This window comes from Variovorax sp. 10N432 (genome assembly GCF_056394465.1).
Window position 1 is genome coordinate 1 of record NZ_JBFTHX010000039.1, and the last position, 19696, is coordinate 19696.

Sequence of the window (19696 nt, forward strand, 5' to 3'; positions counted from 1 at the left end):
CATCCGCAGGACCTTGCCAATCATGGCCATGGTGATCAATCCTCATTCCCCCACCGCTTAAAAAAGCAGCAGGGTAGGCTGAACACCCGGGTCAAATTTGAACCGGCACAACCCTCACAGGTGGGTCAATTTTCGGCCGGCGCCAACAATCGGCATGACTAAAGATAAATCTTTCCAGGTTTTCTTGACTGGCTGCAGGGCGGGTAGCACCCCGGCATCGGAAGCGAGCGTCGTTCCCATGAAGGCTTCGGAAGTCGAAGGCCTTATCAAGGCGAACGCCTTGGCGGCAAGAAAGAACGGCTATTTCCAAGGCGGCGATGGAGGGACAATCAAGTCAACGCGTCAATTGCAGGACAAGCTGGTTGGGCTCAAGGTGGTGAAGCACAGCAAGCAGGCGCTTCCCCAGCAGTGGATGTTTGATGCCATCAAAGCCCGAAAAGACTTCTCCGTCTCTTACAGCTGCTATTCGTACGACAAGAGCTTCAAAGTCGGAGCGACGATTTACGGCAACGTCGAAGACGTCACCGCGCCCATGGACGACGAAGGCATTGATGTCACCCTGAGCAGGTGCCGTACTAAGCGATAACGCACGGTTCGCGTCGTCGCGCGAACTCCTGCGCACTGGTTTTGCGGACCACGGGGAACGTCCGGTCCTGGCCGACTGTCGCCTGTAAATCGCTACGCAGAATCATCCGCGTAGCCGAAGGCAACCAGCAAACCCTATCGGCTTGGCTCGCGGAATGCGGCGCCAACGGCGAGTCAGACTCTGGCAGCAATGACCCGGCCAAACCTCCTACACCAGAAGGATTCGCGTTTCGCCAAGATGGTGTCCCGGTTTCGAGGCAGACGCAAATGCGAACCGATGTATTTCGAGCAGTTGGGACAGACGGGCAGTGGCACCTCGTCTTACGACGCACGCAATCGTACTGTGTTCAGACGGCGTACGGCCCTGAGGAGAAGCAGCGTGAGCCCAAGTTCTACTTGGATAACGGCGACGCGCTGGAATGTGCTGGGCGATACGATACGTTCAGAACGCCGACAGGCAGCCTAGTGGTCAAGCTCATCATTCCCGAAATGCGAAAACGAACACGGGCGCGATGGTAGCAAATCCACCTCGAAAATGGCGGCCACTGCCCAAGCCCAGGTAGAACTCCGGATACCTTGCATGGCCGCAGAGGGTTGACAGAGCCACCTTCCGGGGGCTGAGCGACGTTTTGCCGTTCGTTCAGCCAATAGCTTGCGGTGGACCTAAGATGCTCAACGGATTGCTGAATGGTTCCGCAAGGATGGCGTTCGAATGAGCTCGGGCTACTTCGAACTTGGGGTGCAAGTCGGTACGTGGACGACCTACGACAAGCACGGGGCGGTGTACAAGGTCACCACGATGAAGCCAAAGGGCATGTGACGGCCAAAAGCCCGTGGGACCGGGTTGCTCTCCGGCAGAATGCAGCCAGCCCCTGTCGCAGGAGCGGACACTCATGACCGCCGGCTGAATCGGATACAACATCCGTATGCATCAAGTCGCACAGCCAGACCACCGGTCGTCCGAGCATCATGGGCTCGTCATCATCGAGGGCATCATGGGCTCCGGCAAGTCGACAACCATGAGGCTCGTCGCGAAAGCACTGGAAGATGCAGGACGGCCGGCACTTGCTGTTCACGAGCGCGCCGACCCGCACCCCGTCCGAGCGACCGATGAACTCCAGCACTGGTTCGAACCGTGGCGAGAATCCACGGCTGAACAGCTGGCGACCCGTGCACTTTCGAGGTGGCGCTCGTTTGCGCAAACGGTTCGAGTCGGCCCTGCTGTGCCCGTGCTAGACGGCCAGCTCTTTCACGGCGACCTTACCAATCTCTTCCTGATGGAGGCGAGCCTCGATGAAATCGCGGCGTACTGCGACAGCTTGGTTCAGCTCATCGAGCCATTGCGCCCGCTCGTCGTCTACCTGCGTCAGGAGAACGTGGAGCGCGCCGTGCGCACCGTCTGCGCGGAGCGAGGGGAGGCCTGGGTGAAGTATCAGGTCGATTGGAAGTTGAAGGGACCGTACGCGGTGCGCCGGAATTTGGTTGGTCTCGAAGGCCTCATCGCGCTGTACCAGGGCTACCGACTCATGACGGACGCGCTGTTCAACCGACTGCCGCTGGACAAGATGGCTATCGAGAACTCGGGGCGAGACTGGGCGCGGTACAACCGGCAGGTCCTGGAACGGCTCGGCCTGGACGGCGTGCCAAGCGCGAGTTGAGGTGCGTGCTCACAGGCAAAATTCGGCCAATAGCGGCTGCTCGGCTGCGCCTCGGAAATCCGGGCCGGAGCGGACATTCAATCTGCGAGAGGTCCGTTCTGTAGTCGCATTGGCAAGGTACGCCCTCGCGTTCTACGACGACCTCTTCGCGACATTGATGCGGCAGGAGGCGACTAGCGGCCATTGGCGGGCATTCGGGCGACGCTCGCGAACTATCGTTGCAAACTGATAGCAGACATCCGCACTGCGCTGCGGCCATGCCCAGCCGCTCCGGAGCAAAGTCTCGGCGTATCGCGGCATGACGCATTCCGCCGTTTGCTTGGTTCTTGATCTTTCGATCGATTATGGACATGCTCGCCCCATGATTGCCGAGCTCAAGACCCTCATCGCCGTTTGCAAGTATGGAACCTTCGCTTCCGCTGGCGAGCATATCGGCCTGACGCAATCGGCGGTGAGCAGCCAGATCCGGCGAATCGAGGAGACTTTGGGCTTCTCCTTGTTTGACAGGACTGGGCGATCCGCCACGTTGAACAGCGCCGGGCAGATCGTCCTCGAGCGCGCAGAAGCTCTCTGCGCGCTCTACGCGAAACTTGGCGATCCGCCCGACGAACAATCGACGCAAGGTGTCTTGCGCGTTGGCGCCATCGCCTCCGCGCAGTCGACGCTGGTCGCGCGTGCGCTCGAGAAACTTCGTCAAGCGCTGCCGTTGGTCCGCGTCCATGTTGCGCCTGGCGTGTCTCTGCGGCTGATGGACGATCTCGACGCCGGCAAGATCGATGCTGCAGTGATGATTCGACCGCCCTTCGGCATGCCACCCGACATGACATGGCAGGCGCTTGCCCGCGAACCGTTCGTGCTCATCGTCCAGAAGGACGGTTCGGACCGCAAGGACTGGGGCGAGTTGCTGCAGTCGCGGCCCTTCCTCCGGTACGACCGCGTGTCCTTTGGCGGCCGCATGGTCGAAGGCTTTCTGCGGCGGCAAGGCATCACGGTGAATGAGGCCATCGAGCTGGACGAAATCTCCGGCCTCATTCAACTTGCCGCCAACGGGGTGGGCGTTGCGCTCGTGCCTCTTGTCGAAGCCCATCTGCCTCTGCCCGACAGCATCCGGGCGGTGCCGTTGGGGGAACAAACTTTCTACCGTGAGATCGGACTGCTCCAGCGACGCACCCGAACGAGCTCGCCGATCGTGGCCCAGTTTTCGCGCTGCTTGGCAGAGGCTTCGGAGGCCCCCGTCGGGAATGCAGACGCCCGACGCGGCGCATCGCGCAAGGACCGTCGTCGCCCCCGGGCCTAGCGCGCCTCGTACTCTTCCATGGGTTTGTCGGTGGGATTCGCCCAAGCGGACTTGGTCATCTCGGTCGCGGGCAGGCCCACGATCACGTTTTGCGGCGGGATCGGCTTCAGGAACCATTTGTCGTATATGCGCGCCGCATCCCCGCGCTTGGCCAGCGATACGACGCTCTGGTCGACAAGCTTCTTGAACGCCGCGTCGCCCTTCGGCAACATGATGGCAATGGGCTCTGTGCTCAGCACCTGGTCCAGCAGCTTGTACTGCGCGGGATCCTTGCTCTTCGAGATGAGCGTCGCCAGGATCTGCCCATCTGCCACGAACGCGTCAGCGCGGCCGTTCTCCAGGAGCAGAAAGCCTTCGCTGTTGTCCTTGGCGGTCAGCTCCGTCGCATCGCTCTTGAGCCTTCTCAGCAGTTGCACGGACGTGCTTCCGGTGGTCGCTGCCACCGTCTTGCCAGCCAACTGGGTGGTCGACTTGATGCCGGACGCCGATTTGACCGCGACGCGCACGCCTTCCACGTAAAGCGTGGGGGCGAAGGCGACGTCTTTCTGGCGTGCCGCGTTGTTGGTCGTCGTACCGCATTCGATGTCGACCGTGCCGTTCTGCACGAGCGGAATGCGGTTCTGCGGCGTGACCAGTTGGTATTTCACTTCCAGCTTCTCGAGCTGCGTCGCCTTCTTGATGTCGGCGATGATCCGCTCGCAAATATCGACGTGGAAGCCGGTGTATTCCCCGGGCCCGGTGGTGAAAGACATGGCGCCCGAGGCGTCGCGCACGCCGACCGTGACAACGCCCGAGTCCTTGATCTTTTTCAGCGTGTCGGTCTGTGCACCCGCCGAATCCAGGAATGCCAGGAAGGCAGCGGCAACGCTGGTGGCGACCCATGATTGAAGTCCCATTGAAGCCTCCTTACTTCGCGAACAGCGAGCCGAGATCGGCGAACGATTTCATTTCGATGGCGTTGCCCGATGGGTCCAGGAAGAACATCGTTGCTTGCTCGCCAGGTTCACCTTTGAAGCGGATGTAGGGTTCGATCACAAACGCGGTCTTGTTCGAGATCAGCTTGTCGGCCATGGCTTGCCACTTGTCCATCGGCAGGATGGCGCCGAAATGCCTGACCGGCACATCGTGGCCGTCGACGGCGCTGCTCTGCTTGTGGCCGCACTCGTCGGGTGCCAGATGCGCCACGATCTGATGACCGTAGAAGTCGAAGTCAACCCACTCGGGCGCGCTCCGTCCTTCGGGGCAACCCAGTAGCTCTCCGTAGAAGGTGCGTGCTTCCGCGATGTTGCGCACAGGAAAAGCAAGGTGAAACGGGATGCGTTGGTGGGTTTCGTTCATGGTGTCCTCGTGGTGATGTAGTTCAGGGGTGAGGAAACTTTAATAAGCGATTCGCATAACCGAAAGCGATATAAATCGTCGCTAAGCATCGATTTTCTAGATGCTTCTTGTGTCGATTCACTTCGACTGGCGAGCTTTTCAGTCTTGCTGTCCAATCGCCAGCATGTCGAACACAACCAACTTCCAACCGGTGGCTCTCGAGCACGCCAGTCGCCTGATCAACCACGGCCCGACGGTGTTGGTCACCAGTTCTGACGGCACCCGCCGCAACGTCATGGCCGCGGCGTGGTCGATGCCGGTGGAGTTCACGCCCCCGCGCATCGCCGTGGTCATCGACAAGCACACTTTCACCCGCGAGTTGATTGCGGCCAGTGGCACCTTTGCCATCTGCTTGCCCGGAAGTGCGCTCGTCGACCTCACTCACGCGGTCGGCAGCACGAGCGGTCGAACCATGGACAAGTTCGAACACTTCGCCATCGGCACGGAGACCAGTTCAGTACTGAAACTGCCGGTCTTGTCTTCCGGTTGCTCGGCCTGGCTCGAATGCCGGTTGATTTCTGAACGGCACAGTGAAGATGCCTACGACACCTGCTTTGCCGAGGTAGTTGGCGCAGCAGCCGATGCGCGGATCTTCCGGAACGGCCATTGGTTGTTTGACGATAGCAACGCAGCGCTGCAGACGATCCATCACCTCGGGGGCGGCAACTTCATCTGTGCTGGCAGCGTCGTCCGTGCAACTGCGCCATGACTGCTATGCAAAGATATGCACCAAGTACACGCTCGACAGCTTGGGTTCATGTGCAGAGGCCGATGCCCGCTTTCGCCTGCGCTGCCGTCCTTGGCGGCATGATGCTCACCGACCGCCATGGGCCCTCCCCTGCCCTCCACCAGCGCCCGTGGTGCGGCTGCCATGCAGCGATTACCGTCTTTCGCTCGGCGACGGCGGGAGACTCAGTTCGGCCCGGAGCGGCCGGTCGGCCGCGCCGCAGAACTTGCCAGATACCCAACGTTCGCGGGGCACTCATTAGCGATCGCGGTTCGTCAATCTCGCGGCAGAAGCCACCGCAAGGATCAGACTCACGAAATGACTTCGTCAGCCCGCAAGAGCGCGCTCCGCGGGATGGTCAATCCGATTGTTCTGGCAACCTTCAGATTGACGACGAACTCGAGCTTCGTCGGCTGTTCCAACGGCAGGTCACCGGGCTTTGCGCCGTTCAGTATCTGCGCCGCAATCTCTGCCACGCGGCGGAACATCGCTGCGTAGTCAGGGCCATAAGACAGGAGACATCCAAAGCCGCGATAGTCGACCATCACGGGCACCCGATGCGATGCCTCGAAGGCAACCCAGTCGTCTCGTAACTTCGCGTTGATCTGATTCGCAGCCAAGAGTACTCCGTGAGCCTGTTGGCTCCCGATCGATGCCATTGCCGACGAGAAATCTGCAGCCGCGTTGATGTCCAGCGGAATCATTGCGATGCCGAGCGATCGGGCGCTTTCACGATAGCCCTCGAAAGCCGCGTCGTAACTTGCGCGGCTAACTCCCGACAGCCTTGCGCATTCCGGGCAGCGGGCAAATGCGATCTTGGAGACAGTCGGGACCGCGGCCTTGAACAACTCGATCCGTTTTGGCACGAGGTCGCCAGCGAAGTTCGACATTCCCGTGACCTGCCCGCCCGGATGTGCAAAGCTCGCGATGAGACCCGTACTCAGCGGATCGGTGATGCCCCACGTGACTACTGGAATGTCGCGGCTTGCCTCGACCACGGCACGTGCCGCCGTCGCAGTGCCGGTAACCACCAGGTCGATACCCCTGTCTCGCATCTCAACAGCGAACTCAGCGTAGCGTTCACTCTTTCCTTCCGCGTAGCGCCAATCGATGGTCAGATTCCTGCCTTCCGCAAAGCCGAGCTCAGCCAGTCGGTTGATGAATGCCGCATTGATACGATCATCTTCTGCGGAGTTCTTTGCGGTGAGCCCGAACCAGGCGATGTGATACGTCCGGCCCCGAACCTGGGCCAGCGCCGTGGTCCCAAGGGCGCAAGCGAAGCCAGAGATGATCCGACGACGGTCAATCATGCCCCACCTCCTAGCAGTCTTGAATCCGCCCCCGAATTGGGAGGCGGTGACACTGAATCATGCCAACCCAGCTACCCGCAGGTCAAGGAGAGAGCAATGGTGCCGGCGGCGAAGGCATTGAGCGTCCTCTCCCAGAGCGGGTCGACCGTCCGCAACGGGCCCATCTGCGACATCCACGGTTCGCGAGCGACCGACCGCAGCCAGTCTGATGGGCCCTTCGAAGCAGGGAGCGGAGGGGCGCTGATTTTGAAGGGCCGCAAGGCGGTGTAGTGCAAGTCGGCGGCGGAGATGATCGCCGCCGACGCGAGTTCCACGCCTACAGGACTCAGCGCGGGATGCGGCGCGCAACCCAATAGGTCGCGCCTTGAGGCCCATAGCGCTCGGCATGCGGCATTCCGCAGGCCACCACGAAAGTGTCGCCAGGTTCCAGGTGTTGTGTCTTTCCAGCACACGACAGCCATATGTCGCCCCGGGTGACGATCGCCTCCGCATCGAACGGATGGCTGTGGGTTTCGATCTCCAGTCCTGAAGCCCAGACGCGCTCCAGGACTTCGTCGAAACCTTCGGCAAGCGCCTGAGCGCGAAACTTCTCCATTGTGTCGACTGCTTTGAGTTGCATGAGACGGCTCCTAAGCTGGCAGATGATTCTCGAACGAGCGCCACGACCGGGGAGTGGCCCGCTCGTTCGCTTCAGACCTTCGATCCAGACAACGACTCGAACTCGCGGCGCAGCGCGTCGCCATTCTGGTCGACCATGGGTGCCTGCGGATAGAACGCTTCGTCCCACTCCGTTGCGTACGGCGTCGCCGGAATCTCCGCGACCAGGCCGCGCACCTTCATGGGCCGCGTGCGCAGCTGGGGATGCTGGATCAGGTCGTGCACGGAGTTGATGGCGCCATACGCGGTCTGCGCCTCGGTGAGCCGATCGACCGCCTGCGCATAGGTCAGCTCGGCGAACACGTCGCGGATCAGCGACTCCAGGTCGACCCGGTTGCTGGTTCGCACGTTGTTGCTCGCGAATCGGACGTCGGTCGCGATGCCATGTCGAAGGCCAGGAATATTTCGCAAACGGGCGCCGTACCGCATCACGAGGCCGAGAGGCTCAACCGCGGCACAGGTGGTGCCATTCAACCCAGGAGATCGACATGCGACCATTCGAACCCACACTCGCCCCCGGGACGGGCAGCTCGCAAACGGCGCGGCGCTGGAAATTCGCTCGCGCCACGTCCGCCTTGTTCCTTCTCGCCGCACTCGGTGCAGCCGCCCATGCCGACGGGGGCATGACACGTGCGCAGGTCAAGGCCGAACTGGCCGAGGCCATGCGAACCGGCAACATGCTCGCCGCCGGCGAAAGCGGCATGACCCTCAGGGAGTCGAGCCCGCAGCGCTATCCTGCGCCGGTGGTCGCACTCGGCAAGTCACGCGCCGAGGTCAAGATGGAACTGGCCGACGCCATCCGGACCGGGGACATCATGACCAACGACGAGAGCGGCCTGAGGGTCAACGAGGAGTTCCCGCAGCGCTTCCCGGCGCGGATCGTTGCAGCAGGAAAGTCACGCGCCGAAGTCAAGGCCGAGCTGGCCGAAGCGATCCGTACCGGCGACATGCTCGCGAACGATGAAAGCGGCCTGAGGCTCAACGAAGAGCTCCCGCGGCACTACGCCAAGGCACGCTCGGCACAAGGCGGATCGCCCCGGCTGATGACCGCCGAGGCGCCTTCGGCTGCAGGCCGCGCTGCGCAGTGATGCGGGCTTCATTTCATCACCAGGCCGCCGTCGACGAACAGCACCTGCCCCGTCATGAAGCGGCTCCAGTCGGAAGCAAGAAACAGCACCGGCCCCGCCACGTCCTCGGGCCGCGCGATGCGCCGCAGCGGCGTCGCAGCGATCAGCGACTCGCGGAACGCCTCGCGGGTCGCGCCGCTGGCCTGCGTCGGGTAGACCAGGCCCGGGGCGACGCAGTTGACGCGGATGCCCAACGGCCCCAGTTCGGCCGCCAGGTTGCGGCTGAAGCCGACCAGCGCCGACTTGGCGGTCGTGTAGTCGTGGTACGGGATCACCGGGCGCTCGACCAGGTCGCTGACGATGTTGACGATGCTGCCCCGGGCCCGCTGCCTGAAGTGCGGCAGCACGGCCTTGCAGACGTTGTAGGCGCCGCCGACGGCGCCATCGAATTGCGCCTGGTAGTCCTGCCACGCCGTCTCGTCGAACAGGGCGCGGCGCTGCGGGTCGAACGCATAGGGGCGGAATGCGTTGTTGACCACCACGTCGATGCGGCCCGCGTCGTCCAGCACCTGTTCCACCATGGCCTGCACGGCCACGGCCGAACCGACGTCGGCCTTCACCGCCCAGGCATCGCCGCCGGCGGCCTTGCAATCCGCGACCACGGCGGCGGCGGCGTCTTCATTGCGCAGGTGATTGACCACCACCGTCGCGCCTTCGCCGGCGAAGGCCCGGGCAATGGCGGCGCCGATGCCCCGGCTCGCGCCAGTCACCAGCACCACCTGGGTGTCGAACCTCATGGCGTCGACCTCGATCGCGACGGCAGCAGATCCGTGCCGACCACGTCCTTGATTTTGATTTCGTGCTCGATCAGGCCCAGCTTGCGATAGGCATCCGCAGCCCGTTGCAGCGCCTCCAGGTCGAAGGCGCCCAGGCCGTTGCGCTCGGTGTTGGCCGACACGCTGGCGGCATTGCGCAGGCGGATCACTTCCAGGTTGGTGGCACGGTCGGTGCCGTCGATGGCGTATTTCACCGCCAGGCCGGCCGCTTCGTCGGGATTGGCGATCATCCACGCCGCGCTCTCGCGATAGGCCTTGAGGAAGCGCTTGAGCAACGGCTTCTTCTGCTGGTAGACCTCTTCGCGGACCACGAACAGGTCGCTCGACACGTTCAGGTAGTTGCGGACCTCCATCACGTTGACATCGCCGATCCCCTTGTGCCTTCCCACCAGCAGGCCGGTGTCGGTGGCGGCGGTCGCGTCGACCTGGCCTTGCAGCAGCGGCGCGAAGTTCAACAGCCCCGTGACGACGATCGTGACATCGGATTCGGACAGCCCGGCCTGGTGCAGCAGCACCAGCAGGTTCTGGCGAGTGCCGCTGGACAGGCTGTAGACGCCGATCTTCTTGCCCTTCAGGTCGGCCGGCTTGCTGATGTTGGCGGACTTCAGCGAGACCACGTTGAAGACATTCTGCGGGTAGATGTCGTAGATCGCGCGCAGCTTCTCGCCCTTGTCGAGGGCAGCGAAGAACGCTCCCGGGTCGGTGAAGGCGACGTCGGCCTGGCCGGTGAGGATGTTGCGGATCGCGTCGCCCCCGCCGGCGCCCGGCACGTAGGCCAGATCGATCCCGTTGGCCTTGTAGAAGCCCTTGTCGGGCTCGACCAGCAGGTGCGTGATCTCGGTGATCGGCTTGCTCCAGCCAGCCACCGTGAGCTTCTCGAGCGGGTCGGCGGCGTGGGCGCCGCGGGCGGCCGTCAGGGCCAGGAGCGCGGCGCTCGCGAGCAGCGCGGTTCGGCGAGCGATGGGTCTTTGCATGGCAGTGGTTCCTTCATGAGCTTCGGGTGTAGGGCAGCAGCAGTCGCCTCTCGACGGCCAGCGTGATTTCGTAGAGCAGCAGCCCGAGCGCGGCGATGACCACCAGCACCGCGAACATCAGGGGCGTGTCCATCATCCCTTGCGAGGCGATGATCAGCGCGCCGAGCCCCTGGCTGGCGCCGATGAACTCGCCGACCACCGCCCCGACGAGCGCCAGGACCACGGCCACCCGCAGCCCCGCCAGGATGCCGGGCAGGCCGGCGGGCAGTTTCAGGCGAAGAAGGGTCTGGCGCCGGGTGGCGCCCAGCATGCGGAACAGTTCCAGCCGCTGCGGGTCGACCTGCTGCAGGCTGGTCACGGTGTTTTCCATCAAGGGAAAGAAGCAGATCAGCGCCGTGATCACCACCGTCGACGTCATGCCGAAGCCGAACCAGACGATGAAGAGCGGCGCCAGCGCCAGCTTGGGGACCACCTGGCTGACCACGATGTAGGGCTTCAGCAAGCGTTGCAGCAGCGTCGACTCGGCCAGGACCACGCCGCTCGCGAAACCGATCAGGCAGCCGAGGCTCAGGCCGAACAGCAGTTCGAGGCCGGTCGCGCGGATATGGGGCCAAAGGTAGCCGGTGGACAGCCCCATCCAGAGCGACTTCATCACCGCCGAGGGCGGTGGCAAGACCAGCGTCGAGACACCGGAGGCGCGCGACGCCAGTTCCCATAGGGCAAGCAGGGCCAGCAGCAGCGCCCAGGCGCCAAGGCGCGCGCGAACCGAGGCCTTCTTCATGCCGCCTCCAGGTCCATCGCATCGCGCACCTGCGCGCAATGCCGGTTGAAGGCCTCGCCGTAGCGCATGGCCGGCGCGCGGGGCCTCTGGACCTCGACGCGGATGGCGCTGACGATCCGGCCGCGGTTCATCACCGCGACCTGGTCGCCCAGGTACACCGCTTCGGCGATGTCATGCGTGACGAACAGGACGGTGGTGCGGCGCAGCCGGCACATCTGCAGCAGATCGTCCTGCAGTTCGCCACGGGTGATCGCGTCGAGCGCTGCAAAGGGTTCGTCCAGCAGCAGCAGCGACGGCTCGAGGATCAGGGCGCGGGCCAGGGCCACGCGGCTCTGCTGGCCACCCGACAACTGCCGGGGGTAGTGCTGCGCGTGGCCGGCCAGGCCCAGCAGTGCCAGCAGCTGCTGCGCCTTGTCGATCTCGTCGGCGGACGGCTTGTGCTGCAGCGACACCGGCAGCAGCACGTTGTCGATCACGCGGTGCCACTCGAGCAGCGTGGGCGACTGGAAGACGAAGCCCAGCTGCGGGCCGGGCGCCAGCACCGGCCTGCCTTGCAGGCGGATGCTGCCGGCCTGCGGATGCAGCAGGCCGGCGGCGAGCTTGAGCAAGGTCGTCTTGCCGCAGCCGCTGCGTCCGACCAGGCAATGGAACTCGCCTTGCGCGATGCGCCAGTCGACGCTGCGCACCACCGGCGGCCAGCCGGGAAAGGTGAAGCTCACCTGGTCGATGTCGAGGAAGCTCACATCGATCCCTAGTCGGCGTAGGGCGCCAGCGGGTCGGCCGCGATCTCTGCCGACTGCTCGATCTCGACCATTCGAACCAGATCCAGCAGGTTGAACCGGCCGTCGTGGTGCCAGCCCGCTTCCGGCGAACTCATGGCGCCGATGGCGCTGATGCGGGTCACGCCAGCGGCGCCCAGCAGTTCGGCCAGCCGGAACAGCTCGGCCGGCGCCGCGGCCACGCCCGCGGTCTGCAGGAAGGGCCGGTGCGCCTCGATCCGAGCGACCACCTGGTCCAGCGCATCGACCGCGACGACCTGGATGCTGCGATGCGATGCCGTCGGCGCCAGCTCCTTCACCTCGTCGGTGTAGGCAACGCCGAAGGCCGCGCCGTCCTCGCCGATCAACCCGTCGCCGCCTCCGTCGCCCACGGCCATCGCCTGCAGCTCGATGCCCTGGCGCCAGCCGGCCACCGTGGCCGAATCTTCCAGCGACAGGGCCCGGCGCGGGAAGCGGTGCTGCAGGTTGGCGAGCTCGCTCGCGAGGTAATGAGCGAACTCGCGCGGCGACACCCGGCCGCCGCGTTCGACGTAGAAGACATGGGGGGAGTAGCAGCCTTGCTGGTCATAGCGCATCACGTCCCAGGCGGCCAGGCGTGCCGTCGCCGGCGCTTTCAGGGCATCGAGGGCAGAGGCGCTGACCAGGCCGAAGCCCAGCTTGTGACCGTAGGCCAGGAAGCGCGTCGTGACCGGCAGCCGGCGCCGGATCTGGTCCAGCGCATCGTTGCCGCCATAGGCCAGCACCGTGTCTGCCTCGGCATACAGCGCCGACGCCTGTTCCTCGTCGCCGCCCTTCCACCACACCACGGCCAGGCAATCGGCCAGCGGCGGGTGGACTTCGGCCAGCAGGCGCGCGAACAGGCCCGCGAACAGCGGCTCCGCGCTCGGCAGCTTGCCGATGTTGCCGGCCTTCACGAGCAGCCCGCAGACCAGGCTCCAGAGCGCAATGGCCGGCACGTTGCCGGCCCAGACGTGGACCAGAAGCTCCGGCCCGAAGGCCCTCGCCGCGCCGCCCTTGGGGCGCGGCTGGAATTCGTCGAGCAGCTTGGGGTTGGCGAAATCCTCGGCGACGAAGCGATGCAGCTGCGGCGCGCGAAAGGTCTTGAAGAAGGCCGTGAGGCCGAGGCGGACCATCTCGGCGTCGTAGCCGGTGACGATCGGCAGCAGCTGGTCGAGCTCCCTGCGGTATGGATCGGCCGGGTCCAGCAGCCGAGCCATCGCCCGATCGACCACGTCCACGATCCCGGACACGGTCATGGTCTTCAGATGGCGGCGGCTGGCGTGCCCGACACGCACGGCAAGGGCGCGCATCTGATCCGCACTGAGCACCGGAACGGCGACCTCGAGCCGGGTCGGGCCCGATTCGAAGCGCAGGGACCGCCACTGCACGTCCGCTGGCGCCAGGCCCGGCAGGTAGCCGGCGGTCGCATGCAGCGTCGTCATGCGGCGGCCCGGATGAATTCCTCCACCGCCAGCGAGCAGCCCTTGGCCTGCGCGCCCTCGGCGCGACCGAGCAGCAGGAAGCCGCCGTCCGCCGCCAGGCCTACGTCCTCGGTCAGGATGGTGGTCACCGAATTGAAATTGGCGAGATCGCAGTGAACCAGGATCCCGCGCTCGGCAGGCGCGACTTCACGGCCCGTGAGCGGGTCGACCAGACGCGAGCGGATCCAGTGCGGCCCGGACTTGACCGAGGGCACCGAGGCGTTGCCCGCATCGTAGAACTGCGTGCTCAGCTCGGTCATGCCATACATGTTGATGCAGTCCGATCGCTCGATGCCGAGCAGCGCGGACAGCTCCGCATAGAAGGTGTCGAGCGGCAAGTCGCGTGACTGTCCCTTGTAGCCGCCGGTGTCCAGCACCCGGCTGCCCGCCGGCAGGCGGAACGACTGGCCGCGCCGCTTGAGCTCGTCGATCAGGTGCACGAAGCTGTAGCTGGCGCCGAGCAACGCGAAGGGCTCGCCGCGCTGCTGCGCATCCGACAGGGCCTCGCAGAGTCCCGGCAGGTCCAAGCCCTGCGGACTCATGAAGTAGCGGCTCTCCGCGGTTCCGAACGCCTCCATGGCCAGCGCCAGATAGTGGGCGAGCGAGGAATTGGCCAGCACGGTCTCGGTGGGGAACAGGATACCCATGCGCATCGGGCCATGCCCCCGCATGAAGCGCTGTGCGAAGTTGCCGATCATCGAGCGGTCGTAGACCGCCAGCGTCGGATGAAAATGGCGGCCCTTGACCTCGCTGCGGGTGGTGCCGCTGGTCATGAAGACCCGGTCGGTGGCGGCCGGCGGCTCGCAGCGCAGCGGCAGTTCCTTGAAGGCGTCGATCGGTACTGCCGGGATGTCGCTCCAGCGCTTCACGCTTCGCGGAGTCGCGCCGCGCCGCTGGCAAAAGCGCTTGAAGGGCTGGTTGTTGGCGTACTGGTAGGCGAACAGTCGCAACGCCAGGCCATCGAAGTCGGCGTCGGTGCAACCGTCTTGCGCGATGAAGGCGAGGACGGCAGCGACCACGTCGCTGGCTGCCGCCGTGGGTGCAGGTGGATTCGCAGAGGAATTGTGCATAGGGCCTTCTTCGTGACCGTGAAACGGGTGCTCCGAAGGCCGCTTCGGGGTCGGCAGGATGTGCCGATGACCCAAGCAGCTGCTCTTCTTCCGCCGGTGTTAACCGGTTCAAGTTCGCGGGTTTGAATCTCAGCACTGTGACGTGCACCCCGGAGCATCGTGGATTTTAGGCGCATTCGCGCCTGCCGCCGTGCCGGCCCGCGATCGGCTCCTTGCCCATCAAGTCAGGCAGGGCGAGAGAGGGATGATCCCTTCATGGACGTGGAGCCCGATCCAGTCCTAAAGTCTTCATCTTCTTGCTGACTTCCTCGATACGAAGTGACCCTGCGTCGCGTTCTGCTTGTGATCGCATTCCTGGTCGCCACGGGTGCCTGGATTGCCTTCGTTTATTGGATGACGGGGATGGAACGCAAGGAGCCGGCCTACCTGGAGATCGACCTCACGGAGATTCCGCCGGGCAGCCCGAAGTTCTACACCTTCCAACGTACACCCCTGGCCCTCGTGCGAACCACCGATGCGATGCTCGATGACCTTCGGGCGCAAACCGCCCACACCTGGAACCATCGTCCGATCGCGGCCGGGCGTCCATCGTTCTTCATCTACTCCCTGGTGAGCCCGGCCGACGGATGCGAGGTCGATCACGTGCCCAGCGGCGCGGACCGCTACGCGCCAGTGCGTCCGTGGCAAGGCGGCTATCGCGATCCATGCCGTTTTGGCGAATGGGACTACGCTGGCCGCGCGATCAAGCAGTACGCGGACCAGGACGCGCGGCTGCTGCAGATGGCCGACCTGGATGTGCCGGACTTCGAAGTCAGGGACTACCACATCTTGCGCATCACTCGTGCTCCGAAGCGATAGTCGAGACCGGTGTTTTGAGAGTTCAGCATGCCTCCAGCGAGCGATCGGCAGGGCGCTGCGGACCCAACTGACCCTCGAGCCACTCGCACATCGCGCTTGCGCTCTGCTCGAAGCCGATGATCGCCGAGTAGTGGTCGGCGCCCGGTTGAGGTGCGCACAGCGACAGGTTGCCCGCATCGGTCCAGGCAGAGTGGAAAGTGGTCGACTGCCGCACGAACTCCGCGCTCTCCTCGCCGCCCCATGTCAGCAGAACCGGCGTGGGACAGGCGCGAATCGAGAACAGCGGCGAGTTGCGCCGGATCACGCCGTCGTCCAGCTGAATCTGCGGCTGCAGGTAGCTGTGGCGCAGCGGTTCCAGGTCGTACAGGCCGCTGACCAGAACGGCGGCCCGGAACGGATCTTCAGGCAGGCCGTAGTCGTCCGACCAGCGCGTCTGCAGTGCCATGGCCGCCAGGTGGGCGCCGGCCGAGTGCCCACCGACGGCCACGCGCGCCGGATCCCCGCCGTGCCGCTCGATGTTGCGCAGCACCCAAGCCAGTGCCGCCCGCGTCTGGCGCGTGATCTCGTCGATCCCGACCCAAGGCGCCAAGGCGTAGTTCACGACCACTGTCGTGATGCCCAGCGCATGCAAGCCCAGCGCGACACAGCTGAAATCACCGGCCGAGAACGCCCGCCAGTAGCCTCCGTGGATGAAGACGAAGACCGGCGCATCGGACTGCGCCGCCGGGAAGATGTCCAGCGTCTCGGCCAAGGTCGGCCCGAAGGGAACGCCCTGCAGGCCGGGCAAGCGCTCGCGAGCCAACCGGCTCTGTTCGACGTAGTGCCGCTGGTAGGCGCCCGGGTCACTCAGCCGGGCCGCCGGGTTGTACTCGGCGTCGATCTCTGCCTGGCTGGCGAACTGGCGGTAGAGCATGGGTGGCTTCATCACAATCCCAGGTAGGCTTGACGGATCATCGGATCGTCGATCAATGCCGCCGACGGGCCATGACGCACCACATGGCCATCTTCCATCACGTAGGCCGTGTCGGCAATCGACAGCGCCGCATAGACGTTCTGCTCCACCATGCCGATGGTCACGCCCTGGGCACGGATCGAACCGCAGCGCGGCGAACACCTCGTCGGCCATGGCCGGCGCCAGGCCCAGGCTCGGCTCGTCCAGCAGCAGAACGCGCGGCATGGACATGAGGCCGCGCGCCAACGCCAGCATCTGCTGTTCACCGCCGGACAGCAGGCCGGCCGGGGTGGCGCGCCGCTCCTTCAGCCGCGGGAAAAGCTCATACATCAGGTCCACCCGCGCCCGCCACCCCTTGCGCACGCGCGGCAGGTAGGCACCGATGCGCAGGGTTTCGGCGACCGTGAAGTCCGCAAACACCAGGCGGCCTTCGGGCACCAGCGCGATGCCGTCGTCGACGCGCTGGTGGGCGAAACGGCCAGTGACGTCGGCGCCGTCGAAGCGGATGCGGCCCGACCGCAGGCGCAGCAGTCCGGCCAGCGACCGCATCAAGGTGGACTTGCCCGCGCCGTTGCTGCCGATGATGGCCGTGATCGAACCGGCGGGGATCGCGACGTCGACCTGGTCGAGCACCTGGATCTCGCCGTAGCCGGCACTGGCGCCGAGCGCCTCAAGCAGGTACGGCATGGCGTCGTTCTCCCAGGTAGGCCTTGATGACGCGAGGATCGTTGGCGATCTCCGCAGGGAGGCCTTCGACCACCTTGCGACCTTCGTGCATGACCACGATGCGATCGCTCAGGCGCATGAGTGCCTTCATCACGTGCTCGATGATGACGATGCTCAGCCCGTAGCGCTCGCGCACTTCGCGGATCAGTTCGAGCGCCGCGCCCACCTCGGTGGCATTGAGCCCGGCCAGCACCTCGTCGAGCAGCAGCAGGCGGGGCCGGGTCGCCAGCGCGCGGGCGATTTCCAGCCGCTTGCGGCCCGCCAGGTTGAGCTGCGAAGCCGGCAGGTCCGCTCGATCGGCGAGCCCGGTCTCGCGCAGCAATGCGAAGGCATGTTCGCGGGCCTCCGCAGGCGACGCGATGCGCCCGCGCCCGTACATGGCTCCGACGGCCACGTTCTCCAGCACGCTCATGCCCGGAAAGGGCCGCACGATCTGGAAGGTGCGCGCCACGCCCAGCGCATTGATGCGCTCCGGCGGCTGCCCCTGGATCGCCTGTCCTTCGAGCATGATCTGTCCCGACGAAGGTTTGACGTTGCCCGCGATCATGCTGAACAGCGTGGTCTTGCCGGCGCCGTTGGCGCCCATCACGCCGAGGATTTCTCCCGGCATGACATCGAAGCTGACGTCGTCGACCGCCAGGTTGCCGCCGTACCGGCGGGCCAGGTTGCGCACGGAAAGAAGACTCACGCCGGCCTCCCGACGACCGCTCGACGCTTGAGCGACGCCGAACGCCGCCGGGCCCACAGGCCCGACAGTCCGGACGGCGCCAGCAGCACGAAGCCGATCAGCAGCGCGCCCAGCAGGATCATGTAGGTCTGGGGCGCCCGGGCCCACAGCAGTTCGCTCAGGAACAGGATGAACGCCGCGCCCAGGATCGGCCCAGCGGGCCGGTCGCTGCCGCCGATGATCGCCATGGTCACGATGGTGAACGAGGTGGTCGGACTGAACAACTGCATGGGCTCGAAGTAGGTGCTGCGCAGCACGCTCAACGCGCCCACCATCGCGGGGATCACGGCCGACACCGCGAAGGCGAGCATCTTGATGCGCGTCACGGGCACGCCCACCGTCGCCGCGGCCGTCTCGTCTTCGCGGATGGCTCGCAGCGCGGCACCGAGACGCGACCGGGTCAGCCAGACGTTGATCGCGGTGGCGGCCAGGGCCAGCCCCAGCATCGGATAGAACAGGACGACGGTGTCGGGCGTGTCGATCAGCAGTCGGCCGCCGGCGCCAAGCGACGCCTCGATGGCCACCACCACGTACTTCAGGAACTCCGAGATGCCCAAGGTCAGGATCACGAAGTAGGGACCCCGCACCCGCAGCGCCGGAAAGCCCACCACCAGCGCGAGCGCCGCCGCCGCCACGCCGGCCAGCGGCAGGATCGCCACGATCGGGATCTGCTGCCAGCCCAGCGCCATGATGTAGGCGCCGAGGCCGAAGAACACCGCGTGGCCCAGCGAGATGTAGCCCGTCATGCCGGAGAACGCGACCCAGCTGCCGGCCAGTGCGATCCAGGCGCACAGTTGCGTGAGGACACCGACCCCGTAGGCACTGAGGATCAGGGGCGACAGAGCGGCAACGCCGGTCAACGACGCGGCCACGGTCAGGCCGCCCTTGTCGACGGAAGAAAAGACAGTGCGTGCCATCAGTTGGCCTTTCGCCCGAACAGCCCCTGCGGCCGCACGAACAGGATGAGAATGAACAAGCCGTAGACCAGGATCGAGCGGTAGGCCGCCGAGGTCAGCGTCACGCCGTAGACCTCGACGAAGGCCAGCAGCAGGCTCCCCGCCACGGCACCGCCGAGCGAGCCGAGGCCGCCGAGGATGACCACCACGAAAGCCGCGATCGTGAAGGGAAAGCCGCCGAAGGGCGTCACGCTCTCGGTCATGCTGATCAGCGCCCCGGCCAGGCCGGCCAGCGCGAAGCCCAGGCAGAACACCACGATGTTGATGCGATCGGCGTCGATGCCGATCAGCGACGCCGCGTCGCGTTGCTGTATCAAGGCCCTGATCGCGATGCCGAAGACGCTGAGGCGCAGGAAGCACAGCACCGCCACCGTCGCGCCGGCACTGATCCCCAGGATCACCAGTCGATTGAGGGCGATCGACACGCTGCCCCATTGCACCAGCGTGTCCATGTAGCTGTAGCTGCGCGCGTCGGCCGTGAACACCAGCGACATCAGGTTCTGCAGGATGATCGACACGCCGAAGAAGATCAGCAGCGAGTTGGCCTCCAGCCGCGCCGCGATCGCCGTGTTGCGCACCAGCCGCTTGAAGAACAGCGTGTAGCAGGCGATGCCCAGGCCCGCCGCAAGAAGCATCGCACCGAAGAGACCCAGCAGCGGGCTCAGCCCCAGCAGGGTGAAGCCGCTCCAGGCCACGTAGCCGCCGAGCACCATCAGGTCGCCATGGGCCACGTTGAGCAGGCGCATGGCGCCGTAGATGAGGTTCAGGCCCAAAGCCACCAGGGCGTAGGTCGATGCGAGCATCAACGCCGCCAGCAGCAGCTCGGGAGACAGGATCTGTGCCATGGAATTCGCCGGAGCGTCGCGGGCAAGAGGGCC

21 protein-coding genes and 1 riboswitch are annotated in these 19696 nt (G+C 65.1%); of the genes, 6 read left to right on the forward strand and 15 right to left on the reverse strand.

Features of this window, described 5'->3' with window-relative positions; translation table 11 throughout:
- The first annotated feature begins 154 nt into the window (after nt 1–154).
- From AC1DF3_RS29930 to AC1DF3_RS29940, 3 genes are all read left to right on the forward strand, one after another.
- Nucleotides 155–586 (forward strand): hypothetical protein, encoded by a 432-nt coding sequence (locus AC1DF3_RS29930; RefSeq protein ID WP_478141813.1) that lies wholly within the window; start codon nt 155–157, stop codon nt 584–586.
- A gap of 925 nt (nt 587–1511) precedes the next feature.
- Entirely contained in the window at nt 1512–2243 is a 732-nt protein-coding gene (locus AC1DF3_RS29935; protein WP_286537717.1) for a P-loop NTPase family protein, read from the forward strand.
- A gap of 361 nt (nt 2244–2604) precedes the next feature.
- Entirely contained in the window at nt 2605–3540 is a 936-nt protein-coding gene (locus AC1DF3_RS29940; protein ID WP_478141814.1) for a LysR family transcriptional regulator, read from the forward strand.
- On the opposite strand, the gene AC1DF3_RS29945 is transcribed toward AC1DF3_RS29940, so the two are convergent.
- Together AC1DF3_RS29945 and AC1DF3_RS29950 are read right to left on the reverse strand one after the other, a co-directional pair.
- Entirely contained in the window at nt 3537–4436 is a 900-nt protein-coding gene (locus tag AC1DF3_RS29945) for an amino acid ABC transporter substrate-binding protein (protein WP_478141815.1), read from the reverse strand. The two genes, AC1DF3_RS29940 and AC1DF3_RS29945, sit on opposite strands and share 4 nt — an antisense overlap.
- Before the next feature lie 10 nt (nt 4437–4446).
- Nucleotides 4447–4878: a VOC family protein gene (locus tag AC1DF3_RS29950; protein ID WP_478141816.1), complete on the reverse strand. Its 432-nt coding sequence runs from the start codon at nt 4876–4878 to the stop codon at nt 4447–4449.
- A 163-nt stretch (nt 4879–5041) separates the two neighbouring features.
- On the opposite strand from AC1DF3_RS29950, the gene AC1DF3_RS29955 reads away from it, so the two are divergent.
- The gene (locus AC1DF3_RS29955) at nt 5042–5626 is read left to right on the forward strand and encodes a flavin reductase family protein (protein WP_478141817.1); all 585 of its coding nucleotides are present in this window, start codon (nt 5042–5044) and stop codon (nt 5624–5626) included.
- A 329-nt stretch (nt 5627–5955) separates the two neighbouring features.
- On the opposite strand, the gene AC1DF3_RS29960 is transcribed toward AC1DF3_RS29955, so the two are convergent.
- The 3 genes from AC1DF3_RS29960 to AC1DF3_RS29970 all read right to left on the reverse strand — a co-directional run bounded on the left by AC1DF3_RS29960 (nt 5956) and on the right by AC1DF3_RS29970 (nt 8085).
- Nucleotides 5956–6954, reverse strand: a complete 999-nt coding sequence (locus AC1DF3_RS29960; RefSeq protein ID WP_286521766.1) for an ABC transporter substrate-binding protein — start codon at nt 6952–6954, stop codon at nt 5956–5958.
- A 325-nt stretch (nt 6955–7279) separates the two neighbouring features.
- On the reverse strand, nt 7280–7573 hold the full coding sequence (locus AC1DF3_RS29965) for a cupin domain-containing protein (protein WP_286538420.1): 294 nt from the start codon (nt 7571–7573) through the stop codon (nt 7280–7282).
- 71 nt (nt 7574–7644) lie between these two features.
- On the reverse strand, nt 7645–8085 hold the full coding sequence (locus AC1DF3_RS29970; protein ID WP_286538419.1) for a CoA transferase: 441 nt from the start codon (nt 8083–8085) through the stop codon (nt 7645–7647).
- A 14-nt stretch (nt 8086–8099) separates the two neighbouring features.
- Between AC1DF3_RS29970 and AC1DF3_RS29975 the strand changes: the two genes are divergently transcribed.
- Nucleotides 8100–8699, forward strand: coding sequence for a DUF4148 domain-containing protein (locus tag AC1DF3_RS29975; RefSeq protein ID WP_478141818.1), 600 nt, complete (start codon nt 8100–8102; stop codon nt 8697–8699).
- Nucleotides 8700–8707: 8 nt separating this feature from the next.
- Here the strand turns inward: AC1DF3_RS29975 and AC1DF3_RS29980 are convergent, their stop codons facing one another.
- From AC1DF3_RS29980 to AC1DF3_RS30005, 6 genes are read right to left on the reverse strand one after another with little or no spacing between them, the layout of a single operon-like run.
- Entirely contained in the window at nt 8708–9475 is a 768-nt protein-coding gene (locus AC1DF3_RS29980) for an SDR family oxidoreductase (RefSeq protein ID WP_286538415.1), read from the reverse strand.
- Nucleotides 9472–10488, reverse strand: a complete 1017-nt coding sequence (locus AC1DF3_RS29985) for an ABC transporter substrate-binding protein (RefSeq protein ID WP_286538414.1) — start codon at nt 10486–10488, stop codon at nt 9472–9474. Before AC1DF3_RS29985 ends, AC1DF3_RS29980 begins: the two co-directional genes overlap by 4 nt.
- A 13-nt stretch (nt 10489–10501) precedes the next feature.
- Entirely contained in the window at nt 10502–11269 is a 768-nt protein-coding gene (locus AC1DF3_RS29990) for an ABC transporter permease (protein WP_286538413.1), read from the reverse strand.
- On the reverse strand, nt 11266–12012 hold the full coding sequence (locus tag AC1DF3_RS29995; RefSeq protein WP_286538412.1) for an ABC transporter ATP-binding protein: 747 nt from the start codon (nt 12010–12012) through the stop codon (nt 11266–11268). The genes AC1DF3_RS29990 and AC1DF3_RS29995 overlap by 4 nt, the downstream gene beginning before the upstream one ends.
- A gap of 8 nt (nt 12013–12020) precedes the next feature.
- Nucleotides 12021–13490 carry an acyl-CoA reductase gene (locus AC1DF3_RS30000; RefSeq protein WP_478141819.1) on the reverse strand — a complete coding sequence of 490 codons (1470 nt, stop codon included), beginning with the start codon at nt 13488–13490 and terminating at the stop codon, nt 12021–12023.
- Nucleotides 13487–14599, reverse strand: a complete 1113-nt coding sequence (locus AC1DF3_RS30005; RefSeq protein ID WP_478141820.1) for a LuxE/PaaK family acyltransferase — start codon at nt 14597–14599, stop codon at nt 13487–13489. The genes AC1DF3_RS30000 and AC1DF3_RS30005 overlap by 4 nt, the downstream gene beginning before the upstream one ends.
- Nucleotides 14600–14667: 68 nt before the next feature.
- Nucleotides 14668–14761: riboswitch (TPP riboswitch) on the reverse strand.
- A 156-nt stretch (nt 14762–14917) separates the two neighbouring features.
- Here AC1DF3_RS30005 and AC1DF3_RS30010 point away from each other — a divergent pair.
- Nucleotides 14918–15457, forward strand: coding sequence for a Rieske (2Fe-2S) protein (locus AC1DF3_RS30010; RefSeq protein ID WP_286538405.1), 540 nt, complete (start codon nt 14918–14920; stop codon nt 15455–15457).
- A gap of 22 nt (nt 15458–15479) precedes the next feature.
- Here the strand turns inward: AC1DF3_RS30010 and AC1DF3_RS30015 are convergent, their stop codons facing one another.
- Genes AC1DF3_RS30015 through AC1DF3_RS30030 form a run of 4 tightly spaced genes read right to left on the reverse strand, consistent with a single transcriptional unit; the run spans nt 15480 to nt 19663 of the window.
- On the reverse strand, nt 15480–17096 hold the full coding sequence (locus tag AC1DF3_RS30015; RefSeq protein ID WP_478141821.1) for an ATP-binding cassette domain-containing protein: 1617 nt from the start codon (nt 17094–17096) through the stop codon (nt 15480–15482).
- Nucleotides 17080–17823, reverse strand: coding sequence for an ABC transporter ATP-binding protein (locus tag AC1DF3_RS30020; RefSeq protein ID WP_286520898.1), 744 nt, complete (start codon nt 17821–17823; stop codon nt 17080–17082). Before AC1DF3_RS30020 ends, AC1DF3_RS30015 begins: the two co-directional genes overlap by 17 nt.
- Nucleotides 17820–18779, reverse strand: a complete 960-nt coding sequence (locus AC1DF3_RS30025; RefSeq protein ID WP_478141822.1) for a branched-chain amino acid ABC transporter permease — start codon at nt 18777–18779, stop codon at nt 17820–17822. The genes AC1DF3_RS30020 and AC1DF3_RS30025 overlap by 4 nt, the downstream gene beginning before the upstream one ends.
- Complete coding sequence (locus AC1DF3_RS30030) at nt 18779–19663, reverse strand: branched-chain amino acid ABC transporter permease (protein ID WP_478141823.1); 885 nt, start codon at nt 19661–19663, stop codon at nt 18779–18781. The genes AC1DF3_RS30025 and AC1DF3_RS30030 overlap by 1 nt, the downstream gene beginning before the upstream one ends.
- Nucleotides 19664–19696 lie beyond the last annotated feature (33 nt).